Here is a 23,414-nt window from a genome sequence, read left to right on the forward strand (position 1 = left end):
AAAGGACATCCATGTACGAGATGAACCGGCGTCAGGCGATCGTCGCCATGGGTGCGTTCCTCGCGCTCGCCGGCTGCAGCGGTGCCGAGCAGCCGAAGAAGGGGGCCGACGACTTCTCCGGCAAGAGGGACGGCTCGTTGCAGGGCTACGGCCCCGGCACACAGTTCAAGGCCGCCGTGCCGCTGACGTTCACCGTGCTGTACAACAACCACCCGTTCTACCCCATCAAGAACGACTGGCTGTTCTGGTCGGAGCTCACCAAGCGGACCAACGTGACGTTGCAGCCGAGCGTGGTGCCGCTGAGCGACTACGAGAACAAGCGGAGCCTGCTCATCGGCGCCGGCGACGCGCCGCTCATCATCCCGAAGACCTACCCGGCGCAGGAGACCCCGTTCGTCGCGTCCGGCGCCATCCTCCCGGTCAGCGACTACATCGACCTGATGCCGAACTTCAAGGACAAGATCGCCAAGTGGAACCTGCAGAAGGACCTGGACACGCTCCGCCAGGCCGACGGCCGGTTCTACCTGCTCCCTGGCGTCCACGAGGACTACTGGGTGGAGTACTCGCTGGCCGTGCGCGAGGACATCATGGAGAAGCTCGGCCTCCAGGTCCCGCAGACCTGGGACGACGTGTACACCATGCTGAAGGCGATGAAGGCGGAGTACCCCGACGCCTACCCCCTGTCGGACCGGTGGAGCGTCCCCACGGTCGGCGGCAGCCTGATGAGCGTCCTCGGCACCGCCTACGGCGCACCCGGCGGCTGGGGCTACCGCAACGGCATCATCTGGGACGCCGCCGCGCAGAAGTTCCTCTTCACCGGCGCCAGCGAGCAGTACAAGCAGATGCTCCAGTACCTCGCCAAGCTCGTGCAGGAGAAGCTGCTCGACCCGGAGACCTTCACCCAGACCGATGAGCAGGCGATACAGAAGCTGGTGTCCGGCAAGTCGTTCGTGATCAGCAGTAACGCGCAGACGCTGGTCAACGAGTACCGGCCGCCGCTGCTCAAGGCGAACCCCAAGGCCAGGCTCGTCAAGATCCCGCAGCCGATCGGCCCGATGGGCCCGATCAAGGCGGCGCCGCACATCACCCGCCTGGAGAACGGCGTCATGATCTCCAAGAAGGCACTGGACAGCCAGAACTTCGTCGCCATGATGCAGTTCATCGACTGGCTCTGGTACTCCGACGAGGGCCAGTTGTTCGCCAAGTGGGGCATCGAAGGCACCACCTACACCAAGGACTCCGCCGGCAAGATCAAGCCGGCGCCGGACGTCGACTTCGTCGGCCTCAACCCCAAGGGCTCCAAGCACCTGCAGAAGGACTTCGGCTTCCACAACGGCGTCTTCGCGTACGGCGGCAGCACCGAACTGCTCGAATCGACCTTCTCCGACGAGGAGATCGCCTTCCAGAAGATCATGAACGCCAGGAAGGCCATGCCGGTCGAGCCGCCGCACCCCCTCACCGACGAAGAGCGCGAGCAGTCCACGCTGTGGGAGTCGCCGCTGAAGGACCACGTCACCCAGAACACCCTGAAGTTCATCCTCGGCAAGCGCGACTTCGCCGAATGGGACGCCTATGTCGCCGAACTGGAAGGTAAGAACATGGGTTCCTACGTGAACCTGGTGAACGGCGCGTACGAGCGGTACAAGAAGGAACACGGCTGACCGTCTCGTTCCGGCCGCGCCTCGGGCCAGGCGCGGCCGGAACGGCCCGTTGAGCACCACATCGCCGAGCCCTCCCAGGGAGCCCGCATGACCACCGCGTCCGAGGCCGTGGACACGACCGCCGTCCCCGCGTTCGGCCGGGGCCCGCTGTCCCGGGCCTCCGCCTTCGTCTACACCCTGCTCGTGACCGAGTCGCTGTTCCTGGTGGCGGCGTCGCCGGGTCTCGCCGGCCTCGTCCTGCTGGAACGGCACGCGGGGAACCTGCCGCTCGCCGCGCTGTGCCTGCTGCCGGCCGGTCCGGCGTTCTCCGCCGTGCTGTACGCGGTGCGGCACCGCGGCCGCGACCTCACCGACCTGCGGCCCGCGGCGGCGTTCTGGCGCGGCTACCGCGTCAACGCGCGCGGCGTGCTCAAGCTGTGGGTCCCGTGGCTGGCCTGGATGGCGGTCCTCGGCACCACCTTCGCGAACTTCGCCGCCGCCGGGGTCCCCGGGTGGTGGGCCGTTCTGTCGGTGCTCGTCGTGACGGCGGCGGTGCTGTGGATGGCCAACGCCGTGGTGATCATGTCGTTGTTCGACTTCCGCGCGCGGGACGTGTCCCGGCTCGCGGCGTACTTCCTCACGCGTTCTCCCGGCGCGGCGATCGGCAACGCCGGCCTGCTGGTCGCGGCGGTGGCGCTGACGCTGGTCGCGACCGAGGCGGCCACGGCGCTGCTCGTCCCGGTGTTCGCGGCGGTGCTGCTGTCCAACGGCCGCACGATGATCGCCGAGATCCGGGACAGGTTCACCGCCGCGTGAGCCGGGCCGAGGAGTTCCACCCCGCGTGGCTGCCGCCGGAGGCGTTCGGCCCGGTCGGCGCGCGCCGCACGCTCGTGCTCGGCGACGGCCCGCTCGCCGGGACCGTACGCGAGGAGGTGGCGCGGGCCGAGGACCGGTACGGCGGCGGGGCCTCGGGGCCGCCGTACGACCTCGTGCTCGCGGTCGCCGGCTCCGGCCCTCTGCCGGACACCGCCGAGGCGGTCGTGGCCGAGTGCGGGCCGATCGGTGCCGAGGGTTTCGTGGCCGGCCGCCGCGACGGGGTCACGGTGGTGCTCGCCGATGACCCGGCCGGTCTGCTGTACGGCTTCTTCCACGTCGTACGGCTCGGGGAGCGGGCTTTCACCGGTGCCTTCGGGCCGCAGGCGCACCGGCCGGCGGCGCGCCTGCGGGTGCTCGACCACTGGGACAATGTCGACGTGCACCCGGTGATGGGCCAGGTCGAGCGTGGCTACGCGGGTGGCTCGATCTTCTGGCGCGACGGCGCGGCGCGTGGGGACCTCGCACGCGTCCGGGCCTACGGGAGGCTGCTCGCCGCGTGCGGCGTCAACGCGATCACCGTGAACAACGTGAACGTGCACGCCACCGAGGCACGCCTGCCGACCGAGCGGCTGGACGACGTGGCCGCGATCGCCGCCGCGCTGCGGCCGTACGGCGTCAGGGTGCACCTGGCCGTCGCGTTCTCCGCACCGGTCGACCCCGGCGGGCTCCCCACCGCCGACCCGCTCGATAATGACGTGCGCGCGTGGTGGGCCGGGGTCACCGCGCAGGTGTACGCCGCGATCCCCGACTTCGGCGGCTACCTGGTGAAGGCCGACTCCGAGGGGCAGCCGGGACCGTTCACCTACGGCCGCGGCCACGCCGACGGCGCCAACATGCTCGCCGCCGCGCTTGAGCCGCACGGCGGGGTCGTCCGGTGGCGTGCCTTCGTGTACGACCACCGGCAGGACTGGCGCGACCGCTCGACCGACCGGGCCCGCGCCGCCTACGACCACTTCGTCCCGCTGGACGGCCGCTTCAGCCGTAACGTGATCCTCCAGGTGAAGCACGGCCCCATCGACTTCCAGCCGCGTGAACCGGTGTCGCCGCTGTTCGCCGCGATGCCGGAGACCCGCCTCGCGCTGGAGCTCCAGGTGACGCAGGAGTACACCGGCCAGCAGCGGCACGTCTGCCATCTCGCTCCCATGTGGAGTGAGGTGCTGCGCTTCGAACCCGAGGGTCCCGGCGGGCCGGACGTGGCCACGCTCGTCACCGGGGACCCGGCGAGCAGCGGGGAGAGCGGCGGCCTGGCGGGGGTGTCCAATGTGGGGGACGACCACTACTGGACGGGGCACCCGCTCGCGCAGGCCAACCTGTACGCGTTCGGCCGGCTGGCCTGGACGCCGCGCACGGATTCGGCGGCGATCCTCGACGAGTGGATCGGCCTGACCTTCGCCGCGTCCCGCGACCTCGCGGCGCTGCGCCGCGAGCTGCACGCGATCATGGACGGCTCGTGGCGCACCTACGAGCGGTACACCTCGCCGCTCGGCGTGGGTTTCATGGTCCGTCCCGGCGACCACTACGGCCCCGACGTGGACGGATACGAGTACACCCCCTGGGGCACCTACCACCACGCCGACCGCGACGGCGTCGGCGTGGACCGCACCCGGGCCACCGGCACCGGCTTCACCGGCCAGTACCCGAGACCCTGGTCGGAGGTGTACGAGTCCCTGGAACGGTGTCCCGACGAGCTGCTGCTGTTCTTCCACCACGTCCCGTACGGCCACGTGCTGCGCGACGGGACCACCGTGATCCAGCACATCTACGACACGCACTTCGCCGGTGTCGAGGAGGTCGTGGCGGCGCGGTCACGGTGGGAGGGGCTGGCCGGCGCGGTGGATCCGGATCTGCACGCGCGGGTGAGCACGCTCTTCGACGAGCAACTGCGCTGTGCGCGGGAGTGGCGCGACCAGATCAACACGTACTTCTACCGCAAGTCCGGCGTGCCGGACGCGCACGGCCGGCGTATCCACTGACCCCGGGGGTGCCTGGCACAGGCTTCCGGGGGACGTGCCGGTACCGAGGGGACGTCCCGGTACCGGCATCGTCTCGTCCGTGAGGTTCCCGTGGGTCAGGCGGCGCGGCAGGTGAGCGCCGGTGTGGCCGGGGTGCCGTTGGCGATGAAGCCGAACGTGGTGGTGCCGCCGGCGGCGAGAGCGCCGTTCCAGGTCTCGTTGCGCACGGTGACGGCGGATCCGCTGCCGGAGCGCACGCCTCCCCAGATCTGGGTGACGGACTGGGAGCCGGGCCACGTCCAGTCGACGGTCCAGCCGTTGACCGCGGCGGCGCCGGCGCGCACCGTGACGTTGGACTGGAAGCCGCCACCCCAGGAGTTGACCGTCTCGATCGTCGCCGTGCAGCCACCGGGGACCGGAGTCGGCGTCGGGGTCGGCGTCGGCGTGGGGGTCGGCGTCGGCGTGGGGGTCGGCGTGGGGGTCGGCGTGGGGGTCGGCGTGGGGGTCGGCGTGGGGGTCGGCGTCGGGGTGGGGGTCGGTGTCGGAGTCGGAGTCGGCGTCGGAGTCGGGGTGGGGGTCGGAGTGGGGGTCGGGCCGCCGATCACTACGGTCGTGAGGGAGCGAGGCCGGAGGCTGACGGTTCCGTTCGACACCGTGGAGCGGGTCATCGAGTTGGTGTTGTCGGTGACGTAGGCGGTGGCGTTCCCCTGGATGCCGTCCCAGGTGACGGCCGAGGTGCCGGTGTTGAGCACCGCGACGACCTTGGAGCCGTCGGCGTTGAGGAACGCCGACGCCTTCAGCGCCGAGTTGCTCGACGACGCGCCGAGCCGCACCGCTCCGGGCCGGATGAACCTGCTGTACCCGGCCACGGCCCACAGCCGCTTGGACACGCTGTACGTCCGCGCCGCCGTGTCGATCTGGATCAGCGCACGGGTCGTTCCCGCCGAGCCCCCGAGCCAGTAGATGTAGCCGCTGACGTTCCCCGCGGTGAGCGCCGTGTGGATCGCCTGCGCCACGGCGAAGCCGCCGTAGGTCGTGTCGTCCCAGTTGGCGTTCCAGGTGGTGCCGTCCGGCGACCACTCCGACATCCAGGCGCGCTTGTTCCCGGGTTGCGGGCTGGTGATCTGGCTGGCGTAGGTGTGACCGGTGTAGGTCGTCACGTAGCGCCGGGCATCGGCGTCGGCCTCGATCGCGCTGCTGTACGACTTGGCCTGGTCCCAGCCGAAGGAGTCGCAACAGGCGAGCTTGACGTCGCCGGCGATCGGGCCGAGGACCTTGACGAACGCGGCGGCCTGCGCGGGGGTGAAGCGCATGGACTCGTAGGTCGAGGTGTAGTCGGGTTCGTTGGTGAACCCGAGGTCGGTGATCTTGATGCCCTCTTGCTCGTAGAACTTCGTGTACTGCATCAGGTACCTGGCGTAGGCCGCGCGCCACTCGTTCCTGAGCGTGCCGCCGTTGTCCGCGCTGTTGTTGTCCTTCATGTACCCCGGTGCGCTCCAGGCGTCCGCGTAGAACCGCTTCACGCCGTACGACTGCGCGACCTTGGAGACCCACACCTGGGCCCCGTCGTCGCCGTCCCACACATAACGCGGCGGCGCGTCCGGGCCGCCGGGGTTCTGCGGCTGGATGGAGATCATCTTGTCGTACGGGCTGCCGGCCGGCGCGGCGCCGATGCCGAGACGCAGGATGCTGAGTCCCGCGCCGCTGTCGCGGTCGAACCACAGGCGGAAGATGTCGTTCTGCTGGGCCGTGGAGAGGGAACGCAGCAGTTCGCCGCGGCGGAAGGCCGTGGAGATGCCGAAGCCGTCCATCTCCTGGTACCGCACGCCGTCCGACACGGTGATGACCGGCGCGGCGGCGGCGGAGGCCGGTGCCGCGGCCACCAGCGACGTGCCGAGAAGTGCGGTCGCCAAGGCGATCCGTATCACAGGCCCTCCTGATGTGAGCGTTGTCGGTCGCAGTCAGGGGAAATGTCAGCCCCCCATCCGGAGATCAGTCTGAGAAGGGGTGGTAAACGCGTCAAGTTCGCGGAAATCGCATATCTCTACTTAGGTGGCGTGCTTCGTGAGCTGTGCATATGGTGCCATCGTCCGTCCGGCGGAATGACGGCGCGCCACCAGTCGAAACCCCGACCCGCGGGCCCGGACATCGCACGGAGAATCTCTATCCGTCCGTCGCCGCGCCGGTGAACGTTTCAGCAAAATGTGACCGCTCACAACAGGATGCGAAACCTCCCGCGCCTCCCGGTCGCACCTGCCGCCGGGTCGTCCCGGCGCTCGGAGTGTCGGCCCGGGATGCTAGTTTCCCTGCGCACGTGCCGCCTTCGGAAGCGGACACCGCACGAAGGAGAGCCCATGGAACCCCGGTCCCCGTCGGGCCCGCCGCACGTGCGGGACGAGCCGCGTCGTTCGCCGTGGGCCACGATCGCCGTCGTCTACGTCGCCGGGGTCGTCTCGGCGATGAGCCTCGGCAAGTTCGCACCCGTAGGTCCCGAGGTGCAGGCACAGCTCGGGCTGACGCTGGCGCAGCTCGGCTGGGTGATCTCGGCCGTCGTCGGCCTCGGGGCCGTGGCGGGGGTGCCGGCCGGCTACCTGGTACGCCGCCTCGGCACCGAGAGGTCCCTCATCGGCGGCCTGGTCCTGATGGCGGTGGCGGGTGGGGCCGCGGTGACGGCCGGCGGGTACGCCTGGCTGCTCGCCGCGCGGTTCGTGGAGAGCGCCGGCTACCTGATGGTGACCGTCGCCGCTCCCGCTCTGATCCTCCGCATGGCCGCCGACCGCGACCGCGGCGTCGCTCTGTCGATCTGGGCGACCTTCGTCCCGGTGGGCCTCGGCGTGAGCACCCTGGCCGGCGGCGCCGCGGGGTCCGCGCTCGGCTGGCGCGGCTGGACCGGCCTCATCGCGGCCCTGACCCTGGTCATGGCCTCGGCCGTCTGGGTACGCCTGCCGCGCGGCGCGGCCCGCCACGAGACGGCCGCCGGTCCCGTGCCTCGCGCCGGAGCGCTGGTCAGGCCCGCGGTCCTCGCCGCGTCCTTCGCGCTGGCCGTCCTCGCCACCCTCCCCGTCGTCGTGCTGCTGCCGACCCTCCTCATCGAGTCGTACGGCCGCACCGCGACCACGGCAGGCGCGCTCACCTCCGCCGTCTCCCTGATCGGCGTCCCCGGCGGGCTCGCCGTCGGCCTGCTGCTCCGCAAGGGTGTCTCCTTGAAGGTGATGGCGCTCTCGGGCCTGCTGGTGATCCCCGGCGGGTGGCTCATGTACGCGGCAGGCGCCGCACTGCCGGCCGCGGTGACCGGCGCGGCCGTCATCTCGCTGTTCAACGGCTTCCTCGGCGCGCTCGTCTTCGCCGCTCTGCCGCTGGTGCTGCGCCGCCTGTCGGACGCCGACGTCGGCACGGGCCTGGTCGCGCAGACCGGCAGTCTCGGAGCGCTCGTCGGTCCGCCGTTCTTCGGCCTGGTGGCCGTGGGGTACGGCTACCAGGTCCTCCCCGTGGTCATCACCGCCGGCATGCTCGCCGCCACCGCCGCGCTGCTGCTGGCCACCCGAGGCGTCTCCACCCGGCCGCCGCGCTGAGCCGTGCGCCGCCACCGCCGCCGGTCACCCGAGGTGTGTCCACGGGCCGTCGCGCTGAGCCGTACGCCGCTGTTCCGCCGGTCACCGAGGTGCGTCCACCCGGCCGCCGTCCCGCTGAGCGGCATCCCGTCGTTGACACCGGGCCGCGCGGCGCACAACACTGCTGGTCGCGATATGAACATGAGTTCACCTGGCGAACAGGCCGCGCCTCAAGTGGTGCGCCGCTTGGAAAGGGGACGCACGACATGGCCGCCGAGCCTCCCGTCCTCACGCAGGACGCCGTCAGCGCCGAGATCGCGCAGGCGCGCCGGGCCTACGCCGAGCACCTCGGCGCGGGGGCCGCGCCGCGTCACCACCCCGAGCGGGACTACCCGCCGTACCGCAGCAGCGTCACCCGCCACCCCAGGCACCCGCTGGTCGTCGTGGCCGACCCCGACGCGGCCGAGCTGACCGGCCCCGTCTTCGGCGTCACCGACGTCACCGAGCTCGACGCCGACCTGACCCGGCAGCACGTGGGGGAGCCGCTCGGTGAGCGGATCCGGGTGACCGGCCGGGTCACCGGCCGCGACGGCCGGCCGGTGCGCGGCCAGCTCGTCGAGATCTGGCAGGCCGACTCCGCCGGCCGGTACGCGCACCAGAGGGACCAGCACCCCGCGCCGCTCGACCCGAACTTCACCGGCGCCGGCCGCTGCCTCACCGACGACCAGGGCCGGTACGCGTTCACCACGATCAAGCCGGGTGCCTACCCCTGGCGCAACCACGACAACGCCTGGCGGCCCGCGCACATCCACTTCTCCCTGTTCGGCACGGCCTTCACCCAGCGGCTCGTCACCCAGATGTACTTCCCCGGTGACCCGCTGTTCGAGTACGACCCCATCCTGCAGTCGGTCACCGACGACGCGGCACGGACCCGGCTGGTCGCCGCCTACGACCACACACTGTCGGTCCCGGAGTGGGCCCTCGGCTACCGGTGGGACATCGTCCTCGACGGCCCCGCCGCCACCTGGACGGAGGAGGGCCGATGACCCCGCCGACCGGCGCGCCGATTCCCGGTCCGGCCCCCGCGCAGAACTCTGAGCCGGCCCCCGCGCCGATTCACGAGCCGGCCCCCGCGCCGATTCACGAGCCGGCCTCCGTGCCGATTCACGAGCCGGCCTCCGTGCCGATTCACGAGCCGGCCTCCGCTCCGACCCCCGCGCAGACCATCGGCCCGTTCTTCGGGTACGCGCTGCCGTTCACCGGCGGCGGCGACGTCGCGCCTGCCGGGGACGCGGAGACGATCACCCTGCACGGCCGGGTCTTCGACGGCGCCGGGGCCCCGGTCCCCGACGCGCTGCTGGAGTTCTGGCAGCCCGCGCCGGACGGCTCCCGCGCTGGGGCCCCCGGCTCGCTGCGCCGCGACCAGGTGACCGGGGCCGTCGCCGGCCGCACCGGGCTGGACTTCACCGGGTTCGGCCGGGTCGCCACCGACGCGGCCGGCCACTATGTGCTGCGCACCCTCCCGCCGGGCGGCGTGCCGTACATCTCGGTGTGCGTCCACGCGCGCGGCCTGCTCCACCACCTGTACACCCGCGCGTACCTGCCGCACCTGACCGACCCGGCCACCGAACCCCTGCTGAGCTCGCTGCCTGAGGCGCGCAGGGCCACGCTGCTCACGGTGCCGGAACGTGAGCGCGTGCACCGGTTCGACGTGCGGCTGCAGGACGACGGCGTGCACGAGGAGACGGTCTTCCTCGCTTTCGGGTGACGCCTAGCCGCCGCCGGTGAGCAGCGGGACCTCCAGCCGCGCGGCCAGCTCACGGACCGGCGTGCCGAACGTCTCGGTCACCGTGACGCCGCCGGGGGTGATGTGGAACACCGCGTGGTCGGTGTAGACGCGACCGGCGCAGGCGCGGCCGGTGAGCGGGTAGGTGCACTCGGGGACCAGCTTCGGCGCGCCGTCCTTGGTGAACAGCGTCATCATGACGAACACGTTCCGCGCGCCGGTCGCCAGGTCCATCGCGCCGCCGACGGCGGGGATCGCGTCCGCGGCGCCGGTGTGCCAGTTGGCGAGGTCGCCGCCGCCGGAGACCTGGAAGGCGCCGAGCACGCACACGTCGATGTGGCCGCCGCGGATCATCGCGAACGAGTCGGCCTGGTGGAAGTACGACGCACCCGGCAGCTCGGTGACCGGGATCTTGCCGGCGTTCACCAGGTCGGGGTCGATGTCGTCACCCTCGGCGGCCGGCCCCATGCCGAGCATGCCGTTCTCGGTGTGCAGGACGACCCCCGACTCCGGCGGCAGGTGATCGGCGACCGCCGTCGGCAGGCCGATGCCGAGGTTGACGACAGAACCCGGCGCGATGTCCCCGGCCACGACGGCGGCCAGCTCGTCGCGGCGAAGCGGTCCACGGCCGAGGTGCTCCAGGGTCATGAGGCGGCCTTCTCGACGAGGTGCTTCACGGTCATGATGCGGCCTCCCCGGCGGTGAGGTCCAGGATCCTGTCCACGTAGACGCACGGGGTGACCACAGCTTCCGGGTCCAGCCCTCCGGGTTCGACGACCCGGTTGACCTGCGCGATCGTCAAGGTGGCCGCGGTGGACATGACGGGGCCGAAGTTGCGCGCCGTCCTCCGGTAGACGAGGTTCCCCATGCGGTCCGCGATGTGCGCGCCGACGAGGGCCACGTCGCCGTTGATGGGGTACTCCAGCACGTACTCGCGGCCGTCGATGACGCGGGTCTCCTTGCCTTCCGCCAGCAGGGTCCCCGCGCCGGTGGGGCTGTAGAACGCGCCGATGCCGGCGCCGGCCGCGCGCATGCGCTCGGCGAGGGTGCCCTGCGGCACGACCTCCAGCTCGATCCTCCCCGCGCGGTACAGGCCGTCGAACACCCACGAGTCGCTCTGCCTCGGGAACGAACAGATCATCTTGCGGACCCGGCCGGCCGCGAGCAGCGCCGCGAGCCCGGTGTCGCCGTTCCCCGCGTTGTTGCTGACCACCGTCAGGTCCGTGGCCCCCTGATCGATCAGCGCCTCCACCAGGCGCACCGGCATGCCGGCCATGCCGAAGCCGCCGATCAGCACGGTGGAGCCGTCCGTGATGCCGGCCACGGCCTCCGACGGGTCGGTGTGAACGGTGGTCATGTGCCGGCCCCGTGAGGGACTGTGACGGGTCGGTGTGCACGGTGGTCATGCGCTGGTCCCGTGACGGCCTGCGACGGGTCGGTGTGCACGGCTGTCATGCGTTCACGTTCTCCAGTACGACCGCGAGGCCCTGGCCGACCCCGATGCAGATGGCCGCCACCCCCCACCGTTGCCGCCGCTCACGCAGCACGTGCGCGAGGGTGCCGAGGATCCGGCCGCCGGAGGCGCCGAGCGGATGGCCGACGGCGATGGCGCCACCTCTGGTGTTGACGATCTCCGGGTCGATCTTCCAGGCGTCCAGGCACACCAGGGACTGCGCGGCGAAAGCCTCGTTGAGCTCCACCGCGCCGACGTCGTCCCAGCCGATCCCGGCCCTGCGCAACGCTTTCTCGGCGGCCTCGACCGGCGCGTACCCGAACATCTGCGGCTCCAGTGCCGAGGCGCCGCGGCCGGCGATCCGCGCCAGGGGAGTGGCGCCGAGCTCGTCCGCCGCTGCCGCCGAGCCGAGCACGACGGCCGACGCGCCGTCGCTCAACGGTGAGGCGTTCCCAGCGGTTATGGTGCCGTCCGGCCGGAACGCCGGTTTCAGACCGGCGAGCACCTGCGGCGTCGTGGCTGGACGGATCCCCTCGTCACGCGGCAGGTCCACGTCCTCGACCGGCACGACCAGGTCGTCGTAGAACCCGGCGTCCCACGCGGCGGCGGCCAGGCCGTGCGACCGCGCGGCGAAGACGTCCTGCCGTTCTCTCGGTACCGAGAACCTCTCGGCGAGCTGCTCGTTGGCCTCGCCGAGCGAGACCGTCCACTCCTGCGGCATCCTCGGGTTCACCAGTCGCCAGCCGAGCGTGCTGGACACCGCCGTCATGTCGCCTGCAGGGAAGGCCCGTCCGGGTTTCGGCAGCACCCACGGCGCTCGGCTCATCGACTCCACACCCCCGGCCACCACGACGCCGGCGTCGCCGCTCTCCACGGCCCGCGACCCGATCATGGCGGCGTCCAGGCCGGACCCGCACAGCCGGTTCACGGTGGTGGCCGGCACGGTCACCGGCAGGCCCGCGAGCAGCACCGCCATGCGTCCGACGTTGCGGTTGTCCTCACCCGCGCCGTTGGCGTCACCCCAGACCACCTCGTCGATCCGCGCCGGATCCAGGGCCGGCACCTTGGCGAGGACACCGCGCAACGCCGTGACCGCCAGGTCGTCGGGACGGACACCGGCCAGCGCGCCGCCGTACCTGCCGAACGGCGTGCGCGCCGCCGCATAGAGGAACGCCGGGTCCATGAGGTCACCTCCCGTGGCAAGGGGCCGGCGTCTGTGCGCCTGGCGAACAACCGTTCTCTTCCTGAACGTATGTTCCTTGGGTTCGGGGTCGATGTCCACAGTGCGGCCTCAAGGGACCGGGTCGCGCAGGAGGAGCCGCCACACTCGGCCGCCGGCCCCCGGGCTGCTCAAGACGGGTAAGACAGCGTCAGTACGGCCGCAAGGGACCGGTTCGCAGAGGAGGAGCCGCCACACTCGGCATCTCGTACGACGAAAGCGGCACCCTCGCCGTGTGACGAGGGTGCCGCTCATCGGCGCGCCGAGCGCGCGGTCCTTCGCGTCAGGAGGCGGTGCAGGCCGCCACCGGTGTGGCGGCGGTGCCGTTGGCGGTGAAGCCGAACGTCGTGGTGCCGCCGGCGGCGAGGCTGCCGTTGTACGCCTCGTTCCGCACGGTGACGGCGGCGCCGGAGCCGGAGCGCACACCGTTCCACAGCGACGAGATCGACTGGGAACCGGGCCAGGTCCAGGTGACGGTCCAGCCGCTGATCGCGGCGCTACCCGCGCGGACGGTGACGGTCGACTGGAAACCGCCGGGCCAGGAGTTCGTCGTCTCGACGGTCGCCGAGCAGCCGCCGGGCACCGGAGTCGGGGTGACGGTAGGCGTGGGAGTCGGCGTCGGAGTGGGAGTCGGCGTCGGTGTGGGGGTCGGCGTCGGTGTGGGAGTGGGGGTCGGGGTGGGGGTCGGCGTCGGAGTGGGGCTCGGCGATGTCGTGCCGTCGAGGCCGAGGAAGGCGATGGCGTAGGCGAGTTGGCCGGTCATGGGGAGTTGGTGGCCGACGCCGCTGATGCTGATGCCTTCGATGGTGGCCTGGGTGCTGGTGGCGCCGTAGCGGGTGCGGGTCCAGTTGGACTGGGGCCGGTCGGTGAAGGCGGGGGTCTGGCTCAGGCCGTGGAGGTTGGTCCACTGCTTGATCTCTTCGCCGTAGTTGTTGTAGTGGAGTGTGGTGTCGGTGGTGCCGTGCCACAGCTGGATGCGGGGGTAGCGGCCGGTGTAGCCGGGGTACATGGCGCGGGCCTGGTCGCCCCACTGCTGCGCGGTCTTGATGAGCTGGCCGCCGGAGCACTGGCTGTTCCACAGTGATCCGTTGGTGGTGGCGAAGCAGCCGGCCGGGACGCCGGAGTAGGCCGACGCCGCGGAGAACACGTCGGGGTACTGCGCGGCCAGCACGTTGGTCATCATCGCGCCGGAGGAGAACCCGCTGACCACGATGCGGCCGGGGTCGACGTTGTAGCGCTGCCGCGCGTAGGAGACCATCGACATGATGCCGGTGGAGTCGCTGCCGCCGTCACGGCGCAGCGCGGCCGGGGTGGACACGTCGAAGCACTTCTCGCTGCGGGTGGCCTCCGGCAGCACGATGATGTAGCCGTACCGGTCGGCCGCGGTGACGAAGTCCCGGCCGTTGCCGTTGAAGATCGCGCTCGCCGAGCCGCTGCAGTAGTGCACCAGCACCAGCAACGCGGGCCGGGCCGCGACCCGGTCGGGCACGTAGATGTACATGTTCAGGTTCGTGGGGTTGTTGCCGAACCCGGTCACCCTGGTCAGCGCCGCGGCCGTGGCCGGCCCCGTGGCGAGGACGGTCGCGGCGAGCAGCGGTATGACGGCCGCCGCCACCAGCGCCTTCAGCCTTCGTTTCATGCCGTGTCCTTTCATGGAGGAGACCCACGTTCCGGCCGACCGTCTTGTTAGCGCTAACAGTGCCTTCTTCGCGAGGAGTTCCTCCCCATCGGGACGGTCCGGGTCGGTGACGCGGCGAAGCAAATACGACCCGCGCGACACCCGTCAAGTACGCAGTCCCGGCCCCGGACCCCGCTCCGGCACGAGGACGTCCCATCTGCGGCGGAAAGCGGTTCACCGCGGCCCCCGGCCGGGGCCGCGGTGAACGGTTCATCGAGGTACGGCCACCGCGCGGCGCAGGAGCAGGACCGCGAAGGCGATGAGCCACAGGCTCCACAGGACATAGCCGATGAAGTTGGCCAGATCGACGACGGGGAGACCCACGGGGGAGAGGACACCGGTGAGGATCAGCAGCGCCGACACCGACCCGAGGACGGTGAACCACCGGCCGGCGAACGTCCGGTACAGGGCGACCAGGATGAGAAGGGTCCAGGCGGATGTGAGCAGGTAGCCGAAGGTCTCGCCGACCACGGTGCCGAGGATGAAGTGCGCGGTGGTGAACGAGGCGCGCGCCGCGGCGGCGGTCGACGGGTCGGCCGCGGCCGCCGCGTACCCGGGGACCAGCAGCGGCCAGCGGAGCAGGCCCGCCACCTGGACCACCGCGGCGGCGACCCCCGCCGGCACGGCCAGGCGCATCGGGACACTCCTGGAGAGACGGCCCACCCCGATGGCGATGGGGGCGAAGAGGGCAGCCGACAGCGCGAGGACCGTGAACCACGCGGTGACGGCGGTCTGCGAGGCGCGGAACGCGGCGAGCACGTCACCCGGCGGGTCCTTGAGGACGTCCGGGTAGGTGAACACGGTGCCGAGCGCGGTGAACGCCACGTTGGTGAGGATCGCGGCGCAGATGAGCAGAATCGCGGTCGTCTTGCGGGTCATGGTCGCTCCTGGGGGCTGTGGCGTGATGCCGGGGTGGGGGGTGGCGGCGATCCAGGCGACGAGGAGGTCGCCGGGGTGGTCGGCGAGGTGCTCGCGGCAGAGGACCTCCACACGGTCGCGGTCCCCGGCGAGGCGCGCGGCGGCGATGGCGACGAGCTGACGCTCACGCGTACCGGCCGCCAGCCGCGCCGCGCGGGTCAGCATGTCCCGCGCCGCCGGATCGGCGAGCGCCGCGGCGACGAGAAGATCCGGCTCGTCGCTGGACCGGGCCCGGTCGAGGACACCGGCCGGGTCACCGGCGATGAGCCGGCGGATCAGTGTGTCGCTGTCGTCCTTGGTCATGACCGCAGCCTGGAGAACCCCGCTGACGCGCCGCTGTCCCTCGGCTGACACGTGCCGCGAGATCGCCTGACACCTGGCCTCGGCCGGCGTGTGCCGAGAAAACCGGCTGACACTTGGCCTCGGCTGAGGCGTGCCGCGAGACCGGCTGACACCGGTCCCTCGTCAGGTGCGTGCCTGGAAAGCGGCCGGCACCTGGCCCTCGGCCGGGGGCATACCGCGGCCCTATGCTCTAGAGGTGTTGACTGTGGCCGTGCTCGGTGCGATCGACGTGCGCCGGGACGGCACCCGTCTGGTCGTGCCGGCAGGGAAGACGACCGAGGTGCTGGTGCGGCTGGCCCTCGACGCCGGGGTCCTCGTGCGCGGTGAGCGGCTGATCGAGGATCTGTGGCCGGAGCAGGCCGGCGGTGTCTCCCGGAACACGTTGCAGTCCAAGGTGTCGAGGTTGCGGCGGGTCCTCGGCGATCCCGGGCTGGTCGTCGGAGGCGGCGCCGGGTACACCCTCGCCGTCGAGCCGCGCTGCGTGGACGCGCTCGAAGTGCTCCGGCTCGCCGAGACCGCCACGTCGCTGCGCCGCGCCGGGGACGCCGCCGCCGCCGAACGCGCCTGCGGCACGGCTCTGGCGATGTTCCGCGGCGACCTGCTGGCCGACGCCGGCGACGGCGCATGGCTCGTCCCGTACCGGACGCGCCTCGAAGAGACCCGGTTGCGCCTGACCGAGGAACGCCTGGCCGCTCGTCTCGGCCTCGGCGCCGCCGCCGAGCTGATCGGCGACCTGGAGGGCCTGGTCGCGGTCCATCCGCTGCGCGAAGGGCTGTGGACGCTGCTCGTCACCGCTCTGTACCGGGCCGGCAGGCAGGCCGACGCGCTGGAGGCGTGCCGCAGGGTACGGAGGCGGCTGGCGGACGAGCTTGGGCTCGACCCCGGCACCGAGCTGCGCGACCTGGAACAGCGGATCCTGCGGCACGACCGCGGTCTCGACACCCCCGCGCGCGAGACGCCGGCCGTCCCGGCAGGACAGGCGATGACCGTACGGGGAAACCTCCCCGCGTTGTCTGCGTCGCTGGTGGGACGGGAAGCCGATCTCGTGGCGGTGCGCCGGCTGGTGGAGGAACGGCGGCTGGTGACCGTCACCGGTCCCGCCGGGGTCGGGAAGACCCGGCTGGCGATCGAGGTCGCGCGCGAAGCCCGGACCGACGGTGGCGCGTGGCTGGTCCGCCTGGAGAACACCCCTGTGGGTGCGTCGTTGTGGCCCGGCATCGGGGAGGCGTTCGGGTTGAGCGCCGCCACCGAGGCGATGGTCCTCGACCGGCACCGCGGGTCAGGCGTGCTCGTGGTGCTCGACAACTGCGAGCACCTCGTCGAGACCCTGCCTGACACGGTCGAGCGCATGGTGAACGCCGATCCCGGCGTGCGGGTGCTCGCGACCAGCCAGGTCCCGCTCGGCATGGACGGCGAAGCGGTGTACCCCCTGGAACCCCTGACCGTCGAGGACTCCGTGGCGCTGTTCACCCGCCGCGCGGCGCGGCGCCGCGCGTCGTTCCGCCTGGACGCCGCCACCGGCCCGGTCGTCGAGGCGGTGTGCCGTTCCCTCGACGGCCTGCCACTGGCCATCGAACTGGCCGCGGCACGCGTCAAGGTGCTCTCCGTACAGGAGATCGCGCGGCGCCTGGACGACCGCTTCACCCTGCTCAACGACCCGGCCGGCCACCGGCCGCCGCGCAGGCGCACCCTGCGTGCCGCCATCGCATGGAGCTACGACCTGCTGTTCCCCGACGACCAGAAAGGCCTGTGGGCCCTCGCGTGTTTCTCCGGCGGCGCGCCGCTCGCCGCCGCGGAACACGTGCTCGCCGCGCTCGGCGTCCCCGCCGCGTCGGCGGTGGACGTCGTCGCACGTCTCGCCGAACGTTCCCTCGTCGGCGTGGACGTCGGCACCGCCGGCACGGTCCGGTACCGCCTGCTCGACAGTGTCCGCGCCTTCTGCCAGGAGAAACTGACGGAGGCGGGGGAAGCGGCCACCGCTCTCGGCGCGCACGCCGCGTGGTACGCCGCCGCTGCCGACCGCGCCGCACAAGGAGCACGCGGCGCCGGCCAGGCCGAGCACCTTGAACTGGCCCGCACCGAGCGGGCCGACATCGACGCCGCACTGACCTGGGCCGCCACGCACGACCCACTGCTCGGCCTCCGCATCGCCACCGGCTTCGCCTGGACCTGGGCCATCCTCGGCGCCGGCCCCGACGCCGCGCTCCGCGTACGCGCCGCACTCACCGCGGCCACGGCCCCCACCGCACCCCTTCCAGCCGGTACCGCGACCCCGGCAGGCGCCGTACCCGTCTCGGCCGGTACCGCGGTGCCGGCACGCGACCGCGCCGGCGCGCTGCTGCTCGCGGGTTTCCTCGAAGCCTCCGGTGGCGACCTCGACCAGGCCACCGCCGACATCGAGGAGGCGACACGCCTCGCCGGCGACGACCTGCGCGGCGTGGACCTGCTGTACCTGTCGTTCGTCCGCAGCCAGCAGGGCCGCGCGCGGGACGCGCTGACGCTGCTCGCCGAATGCCGGCCACGGTTCCGCCGCCTCGGCCTGGCATGGGAGGAGGGGACGTGCCGGCTGCTGACCGCCTGGGCCGAGATCGCACTCGGCGCGACGGACCGGGGCAAGGCCGCCTGTGACGAGGCGCTCAGCCTGCTCGCCCCCCTCGGCGACCAGTGGGCACTCAACCACATCGAAGCCATGCTCGGTGCGCTCGCGCAGGCCGAGCATCGCTTCGCCGACGCAACCGGCCACCTGCGCCGCGCCGCCGAAGCGACACACGCACTCGGCTTCGCCGCCGCCGAGGCCCACCACCTCACCAACCTGGCCCGCGCACAGCACCAGAGCGGCGACCGCCCCGCCGCGATCGCCACCCTCGAACGAGCCGTCGACACCGCACGCGACACCGGCGACCTCCGCACCGCCGCCGCGGCAGGCGTACGTCTCGGCCACTTCCTGCGCCTCGCGGGTGACCGGTCACGAGCACGGTCGATCGTGCGATCGGCGCGCCACTGGTACGCCGGCGCCGGCGGCGGCGACGCCGTCACCTTCGCCGACTACGTCCTCGCCGCACTCGACGCCGACGACGGCATGCCGGGGGCCGCAACCCGCCTCGCCGAGGTCGTCACCGCCGCGCGCCGAGCCCAGGACACCGAGACCGAACTGCTGGCCCTCGGCACCCTGGCTCGAGTTGACGCCGGACAGAGAGGGGCGGCGCGGCCCGGTGTTCACGAGTCCTCTGAGGACCAGTGAGCCATGCCGTGATACCGATCCAGCCAGCCGAGGGCCTTGTAGTCGCCGCGTTTGGTGAAGATCGCCGCACCCGCGCCGGGGTCGTCCGGCTCGCCGGGGGAGAGCGACGGGAAGGGTACCGACGCCCCGCCGTTCACTACGGTGCTCGCCGTGGCACGTCCGGTCCAGGTCACCAGCACGCCGGCGACGGCATCGGCGCGCACCTCACCGGCCTTTCGCGTTAGTTCGCACCCGGTCGTCCGCGCGCGGAGCAGGCCGGCGTACTCTTCGGGGCCGAGGCGGCAGTACCGCGGTGGCCGCGACCCCGGCCAGTCGGGATCGGTGACGCCGGCTCCGGTGGCCGACCGCCAGAGCACCGGTACGTATTCCTCGGTTTCCGCCGGTGTGGCCATCTCCTCGCACATCCACAGCAGACGGCCGGCGCCGCGCCGGGGTCCGAGCCGTCGCCAGCGCACTCGGCGTTCGATGTCGGCCGCGACGATCGCGATCCACGGGTGGATGGCCGCGAGGTGTCCCTGCGCGGCGAGCCAGGCGAAGTAACGTGGCGCCTGGTCCAGGATGGGGAAGATCGTGCTGGACGGCAGGCCTCCGACCATGCGGTGGCCGTGGGTGAACGAGTGTGGTGAGTGCGCCGCCAGCATAAGCGCCGCTTGCGCGAGATCCCCCGGCCGCACTGAGTCGGCGATGCCGAGCCTGGGGGTGATGGTGCGGGGCATGCGGTCCCGCCGGCCGCCGGCCTCGACGACGGTGGACACGGCGGAACGCAGATTGTCGGCGACCGGGGCGAAGGCGAGCTCGGGGACGAGGGTGGCGACCACCCGTATCAGGATGTCCTCGGCGGTTCCGGGATCGGACGGCACGGCGAGTTCGTTCAGCACGTCACGGATGTCGGCGCCTACTTCGGTGCCGACCATCAGCCGTGCTGTCACCAGACCGAGATCGGTGACCGTCACCTGAACGCTGCCGTCCGGACGCGCGGTCTGGGTGAGGTACCCGTGATCGGTCAGGAAGTCGACGGCCTCGACGACCGGTTCGGTGTCGTCGTCCCCCTGGTACTGGCACAGGGTGCGCCGCCACCAGTGTTCGGCCTGCTCGACGCTGGTGATGTTTCCCTGCACGACCTCGGCGAGCACGTGGTCGGGGAGGGTCGCGTGGATGCGGGAGCCGACCGTGTATCCGTCGACCAGGGCACGCTGCCAGCCCGCGTGTTCGGTCTCGTCGGCGATCAGGTAGGCCCAGCCTTCGAGTTCGCCGGCGCCAACCCGGCCGGCCCTGCCGAACATCTGCAACGCGGTGGCGACGTCGAGCTTGTCCAGGCCGACCTGGGTGTCGCGGACGACGACGGCGCGCGCGGGAAGGTTGACACCCGCGGCAACGGTGGTGGTGGCCACCAGGATGTCGAAGTCATGCGCACGGAAGCGGGTCTCGGCCTCGCGCCTGAACTCCCAGCCCTTGTAGTGCAGGCCGATGCTGGCCTTGGCGCAGACCTTGTGGATGCTGTCGATGTCGTCGCTGTCGGCCTTGATGTCTCTGGTGTGGACGCCGCGGGCGGCGGCGAGCGCGAGGGCCGTGGTGCGCACGTTGTGCTTGGATCCGCAGAACACCAGCACGCTCCCACCGGCGTCGGTGACGCGCAGGGTCAGCGCGACGGCGGCGCGGGTGCGCACCTCGTCGTCCTTGCGCCGGTCGCGGCGGTTGAGGTGATCGCGATAGGCGGGGACACAGGGGAGCTGCCACGTCAGCCGCGTGGGCCGCCAGGTCGTGGTGATGAGCCGACCGGCCAGCCACCCGGCGATCTCCTCGGCGTTGGACACCGTGGCCGACAGTCCGACGATGCGGACCCGGGAGTCCGCGCCGCGGACCCGGGCCAGCAGCGCTTCCAGCAGCGGCCCCCGGCCGGGGGAGCCGAGCAGATGTACCTCGTCGACGACGAGGCAGCCGACCTCGCCGAGGGCGGCCTGGAGCGAGCTGGTACGGCAGATGGATTCGAACTTCTCTGTGGTGGCCACCCACAGGTCCGCGGCGCGGATCTTCTCGAGGTCGATGATGTGCTCACCCGATAATCGTTCGACGCGCAGCCCCTTCCCTCGCCAGCTCTCCAGTTCGCGGTCGAGCTCGTCGGTGAGAGAACGCTGCGGGACCAGCCACGCCGCCTTGCGCCCCTCTCCCAAGATGGTGCGCAGTACGGCGAGCATCCCGACGACCGTCTTACCCGCGCCGGTCGGGGCGGTGATGACGAGGTGGCCGTCCGAGTTCAGCACTGCCGGCACGGCTTGCACCTGAGCCGGGTTGAGCGTGTCGAACGGAAGGTAGTCCAGCCAGAGTTCCGGCACGAGTCCGGCGGCGGGGACGTGCACGGGCCGATGTTCCTGGACGGCCTCGCCGTGAGCGTCCCAGACCATCTGGAACGCGTCACGAGCGTCGCGGGCGGTGTGTCCCGGCGTCCGTGCGCGCCATGTGGCTCTCCGCGCGCCGGGGACGGTCAGCGTCGTGGTGGCCCACAACGGTCCCGTCCGTCCGTCCGGGCCCACCGTGGAGATGATCTCGTCCTCCACCCAGTACCCCACCCGCCGGCACGAGATCCCCGACCCGGTCAGCAGGGTCCACAGCCGGTCGAAGTCCGGTGCCTCAGGCATCAGGACACGCACATCCGTCCCGTAAGGAACCTCGGGTATGGTCCAGAAGGGGTTCGTGGTCTTGCACCAGTACAACGGCCGGGACTCCACCTGCGGCCCCTCACCGGGCCCGCTCGCGGCGTCGCGTCCGGCGACCGGATCCCGATCTGGGGACACATACGACATCAGCCCCAGCAGTTGCCCCAATTTCACCTCACGCGCCGGAGCGCCGGCCACATCTGTCTCGTCATGACCCACGTCGGTGCCGTGATCACCTATGAGACGCCGGCGCGATACCCTGAGCTGCCGCATGGTGAAGGTGGACCGGCAATTGGGACACACTGCGGCGCACTGCACCCGCCGCCGGCCTTGGACACGGCAAACCCGGGCCAGTCCGTGCAGCCACTTCTCGCAGCGCGGACAGGCCAGATCGGTCTGCCTGACATACCGCCACCCCTGCAGCGCGAACCGCACCGCCGCCAACCTGGGACGCCTGCGCCACATCGCCTGCGCCACACCGGACACGCTCGTGTCGCCGGACACGTCGTCATCCTCGGTGGTGGCCGACGTCCACGGCACCGCTCTGACGAGGAGATCCTCGAAGGTCTCGACATCCAGGTCAGCAAAAGTGAACGTTTCCCGACATCCAGGACAAATGACCGCCACATGATAATCGATTGCCCGATTGTCGTGAGGTTTGCGCATTGTATGAAGAATGTTCAGACATTGCGGACATTCCCTAACAACCTGCTTATAGTAGGACCAGCCTGGCTCATCGAATCTTTCGCTCGCCAGTTCGGGTCGAATCCCCCACAGCAGCTCAGCCAAATCGGCGACCGACCGGTCGTTTTGCTCTTCGTCAGGGATGTCATCGTCCATTTCACCCTCGCTCCGCCGACGCATTGTGTACGCACCGATACTCGTACATCGGTGATCTATGAAGCATAAAGAGCTGCACTCGGTCCGTGGCGCGAAGGTGGAGGAACAGTGGCTATTGAGCAGATCCGCTCCATGGAATCCGTGGATCACGTCGATACGGAAAAACATCCGGCATGGAAGCATCCGGTGGCCGCTTCCATGGAGACGGTCGCCGGACAAGCACCGGTGTTCCCCGGAGATCTCGCCGGCGGAGAAGGGAATCGGTGCCGACCGGAGAAGGCGTGGACGCGTTCAGGGGGTGGTGGGCCGGTCTGCCAGGAGCCGGAGTAGGGGCCGCCAACGGTCAGGAGGGCAGTGTGGGTGCCGGCTTCCGCGACGTGACCCCCGTCGAGTGCTGGGGGAAGTCGCGGATGTCGTGGCCGCCGACCCGGATTGCGCCGCCGGTGACGTCCCACATGCGGGTGAGCAGGGCCGCGCAGGTGGACTTGCCGGCGCCGGAATGGCTGGGCCAAGGCGACGGTCTCACCGGGTTCGACGGTGAACGTGACGCCGGTGACGGCGTCCGACAGGTGCGGAGCGTAGCCGCTTTCACCACCCCGGAGGCCCGCTACGAGGCCGTCTCCCGCAGCGCCGGCGCCGCGCACCACCTGCGAATTATTCGCAATGAGGACGATAACGCGGCGGCCGTCAGAGGATCAACGGCCGTCCGGACGTGTCATGATCACACGCACGCCGGACAGTGCGGCGCAGCGCCAGCCCTTGGCGCGGTACAGGCCGAGGGCCTCGACGGCGGCCGGATGGGTGCTCAGCCAGCGGGTTCCCGGGGCCGCGGCGGACAGGACCGCGTCGTGGAGCGCGGCGCCGAGTCCCTGGCCACGGGCCTCGGGAAGCACACCGAGGTCGCGCAGCGTGAAGTCGTGCGCCGGTGCCCGGCGAGCGAGAGCGGCGAGCCGGGAGCAGCGCAGGCCGTAGGCGAATCCGCACGGCTCATCCCCGCGTACCGCGACGGCGAGCACGAAGCCCGGCCGGGTGCTGTCCGCGAGCAGGCGCGCCGCCACCTGCCGCGCCGCGGCGACGGACTCACCCCACGGGGGCTGGGTGAAGACCTCCTGCGCGACGTCCGCCACGTCGAGCAGATGTCGCCGTACCGACCTCCGCTCGACGAGGTGGACAACGGCCCGGTCGGGTCGCGCGGTGTCGTCCCTGAAGAGCGCGCCTTCGGCGGCGCCGCCGCACGGCGGCCGGCCGGGCATCGTGCCCATCG

General features: G+C 71.5%; 16 protein-coding genes. 7 read left to right on the plus strand and 9 right to left on the minus strand.

The window, feature by feature from the left end; all coding sequences use genetic code 11:
- The first annotated feature begins 11 nt into the window (after positions 1-11).
- The 3 genes from BJ992_RS11340 to BJ992_RS11350 all read left to right on the plus strand — a co-directional run bounded on the left by BJ992_RS11340 (position 12) and on the right by BJ992_RS11350 (position 4,489).
- Positions 12-1,661, plus strand: coding sequence for an ABC transporter substrate-binding protein (locus tag BJ992_RS11340; protein ID WP_184980211.1), 1,650 nt, complete (start codon positions 12-14; stop codon positions 1,659-1,661).
- Between the two features lie 87 nt (positions 1,662-1,748).
- Entirely contained in the window at positions 1,749-2,456 is a 708-nt protein-coding gene (locus BJ992_RS11345; RefSeq protein WP_184980213.1) for a YesL family protein, read from the plus strand.
- Positions 2,453-4,489, plus strand: coding sequence for an alpha-glucuronidase (locus BJ992_RS11350; protein ID WP_184980215.1), 2,037 nt, complete (start codon positions 2,453-2,455; stop codon positions 4,487-4,489). The genes BJ992_RS11345 and BJ992_RS11350 overlap by 4 nt, the downstream gene beginning before the upstream one ends.
- Before the next feature lie 95 nt (positions 4,490-4,584).
- Here the strand turns inward: BJ992_RS11350 and BJ992_RS11355 are convergent, their stop codons facing one another.
- Complete coding sequence (locus tag BJ992_RS11355) at positions 4,585-6,396, minus strand: cellulose binding domain-containing protein (protein WP_184980217.1); 1,812 nt, start codon at positions 6,394-6,396, stop codon at positions 4,585-4,587.
- A 426-nt stretch (positions 6,397-6,822) separates the two neighbouring features.
- On the opposite strand from BJ992_RS11355, the gene BJ992_RS11360 reads away from it, so the two are divergent.
- The 3 genes from BJ992_RS11360 (at position 6,823) to pcaG (ending at position 9,787) form a co-directional block, all read left to right on the plus strand.
- The gene (locus BJ992_RS11360; protein WP_184980219.1) at positions 6,823-8,040 is read left to right on the plus strand and encodes an MFS transporter; all 1,218 of its coding nucleotides are present in this window, start codon (positions 6,823-6,825) and stop codon (positions 8,038-8,040) included.
- Positions 8,041-8,285: 245 nt separating this feature from the next.
- On the plus strand, positions 8,286-9,065 hold the full coding sequence (pcaH, locus tag BJ992_RS11365; RefSeq protein ID WP_184980221.1) for a protocatechuate 3,4-dioxygenase subunit beta: 780 nt from the start codon (positions 8,286-8,288) through the stop codon (positions 9,063-9,065).
- Positions 9,062-9,787 (plus strand): protocatechuate 3,4-dioxygenase subunit alpha, encoded by a 726-nt coding sequence (pcaG, locus tag BJ992_RS11370; protein WP_184980223.1) that lies wholly within the window; start codon positions 9,062-9,064, stop codon positions 9,785-9,787. The genes pcaH and pcaG overlap by 4 nt, the downstream gene beginning before the upstream one ends.
- A 3-nt stretch (positions 9,788-9,790) precedes the next feature.
- On the opposite strand, the gene BJ992_RS11375 is transcribed toward pcaG, so the two are convergent.
- The 5 genes from BJ992_RS11375 to BJ992_RS11395 form a co-directional block, all read right to left on the minus strand.
- Positions 9,791-10,453 carry a 3-oxoacid CoA-transferase subunit B gene (locus tag BJ992_RS11375; protein WP_184980225.1) on the minus strand — a complete coding sequence of 221 codons (663 nt, stop codon included), beginning with the start codon at positions 10,451-10,453 and terminating at the stop codon, positions 9,791-9,793.
- A 31-nt stretch (positions 10,454-10,484) separates the two neighbouring features.
- Complete coding sequence (locus BJ992_RS11380) at positions 10,485-11,162, minus strand: 3-oxoacid CoA-transferase subunit A (protein WP_184980227.1); 678 nt, start codon at positions 11,160-11,162, stop codon at positions 10,485-10,487.
- Between the two features lie 94 nt (positions 11,163-11,256).
- Positions 11,257-12,441 (minus strand): thiolase family protein, encoded by a 1,185-nt coding sequence (locus BJ992_RS11385; protein ID WP_184980229.1) that lies wholly within the window; start codon positions 12,439-12,441, stop codon positions 11,257-11,259.
- A gap of 319 nt (positions 12,442-12,760) precedes the next feature.
- A complete protein-coding gene (locus BJ992_RS11390) occupies positions 12,761-14,116 on the minus strand; it encodes an extracellular catalytic domain type 1 short-chain-length polyhydroxyalkanoate depolymerase (protein ID WP_184980231.1) in 1,356 nt (451 codons plus the stop codon).
- A 249-nt stretch (positions 14,117-14,365) separates the two neighbouring features.
- Entirely contained in the window at positions 14,366-15,376 is a 1,011-nt protein-coding gene (locus BJ992_RS11395) for a DUF4386 family protein (RefSeq protein WP_221474767.1), read from the minus strand.
- 235 nt (positions 15,377-15,611) lie between these two features.
- On the opposite strand from BJ992_RS11395, the gene BJ992_RS11400 reads away from it, so the two are divergent.
- Positions 15,612-18,656, plus strand: a complete 3,045-nt coding sequence (locus BJ992_RS11400; RefSeq protein WP_184980233.1) for a BTAD domain-containing putative transcriptional regulator — start codon at positions 15,612-15,614, stop codon at positions 18,654-18,656.
- Here BJ992_RS11400 and BJ992_RS11405 read toward each other — a convergent pair.
- The 3 genes from BJ992_RS11405 to BJ992_RS11415 all read right to left on the minus strand — a co-directional run bounded on the left by BJ992_RS11405 (position 18,632) and on the right by BJ992_RS11415 (position 23,412).
- On the minus strand, positions 18,632-21,529 hold the full coding sequence (locus tag BJ992_RS11405; RefSeq protein ID WP_221474768.1) for a DEAD/DEAH box helicase: 2,898 nt from the start codon (positions 21,527-21,529) through the stop codon (positions 18,632-18,634). The two genes, BJ992_RS11400 and BJ992_RS11405, sit on opposite strands and share 25 nt — an antisense overlap.
- A 964-nt stretch (positions 21,530-22,493) precedes the next feature.
- Entirely contained in the window at positions 22,494-22,676 is a 183-nt protein-coding gene (locus BJ992_RS11410; protein WP_184980235.1) for a hypothetical protein, read from the minus strand.
- Positions 22,677-22,845: 169 nt separating this feature from the next.
- A complete protein-coding gene (locus BJ992_RS11415; RefSeq protein WP_184980237.1) occupies positions 22,846-23,412 on the minus strand; it encodes a GNAT family N-acetyltransferase in 567 nt (188 codons plus the stop codon).
- Positions 23,413-23,414: the final 2 nt, after the last annotated feature.

This window comes from Sphaerisporangium rubeum (genome assembly GCF_014207705.1).
GTDB lineage: Bacteria > Actinomycetota > Actinomycetes > Streptosporangiales > Streptosporangiaceae > Sphaerisporangium > Sphaerisporangium rubeum.

Coding starts and splice junctions, on each gene's coding strand:
- BJ992_RS11395 (WP_221474767.1), bottom strand. CDS start 15,376: ATGACCAAGGACGACAGCGACACACTGATCCGCCGGCTCATCGCCGGT.
- BJ992_RS11390 (WP_184980231.1), bottom strand. CDS start 14,116: ATGAAACGAAGGCTGAAGGCGCTGGTGGCGGCGGCCGTCATACCGCTG.
- BJ992_RS11415 (WP_184980237.1), bottom strand. CDS start 23,412: ATGGGCACGATGCCCGGCCGGCCGCCGTGCGGCGGCGCCGCCGAAGGC.
- pcaH (WP_184980221.1), top strand. CDS start 8,286: ATGGCCGCCGAGCCTCCCGTCCTCACGCAGGACGCCGTCAGCGCCGAG.
- BJ992_RS11385 (WP_184980229.1), bottom strand. CDS start 12,441: ATGGACCCGGCGTTCCTCTATGCGGCGGCGCGCACGCCGTTCGGCAGG.
- pcaG (WP_184980223.1), top strand. CDS start 9,062: ATGACCCCGCCGACCGGCGCGCCGATTCCCGGTCCGGCCCCCGCGCAG.
- BJ992_RS11340 (WP_184980211.1), top strand. CDS start 12: ATGTACGAGATGAACCGGCGTCAGGCGATCGTCGCCATGGGTGCGTTC.
- BJ992_RS11380 (WP_184980227.1), bottom strand. CDS start 11,162: ATGACCACCGTTCACACCGACCCGTCGGAGGCCGTGGCCGGCATCACG.
- BJ992_RS11345 (WP_184980213.1), top strand. CDS start 1,749: ATGACCACCGCGTCCGAGGCCGTGGACACGACCGCCGTCCCCGCGTTC.
- BJ992_RS11360 (WP_184980219.1), top strand. CDS start 6,823: ATGGAACCCCGGTCCCCGTCGGGCCCGCCGCACGTGCGGGACGAGCCG.
- BJ992_RS11375 (WP_184980225.1), bottom strand. CDS start 10,453: ATGACCCTGGAGCACCTCGGCCGTGGACCGCTTCGCCGCGACGAGCTG.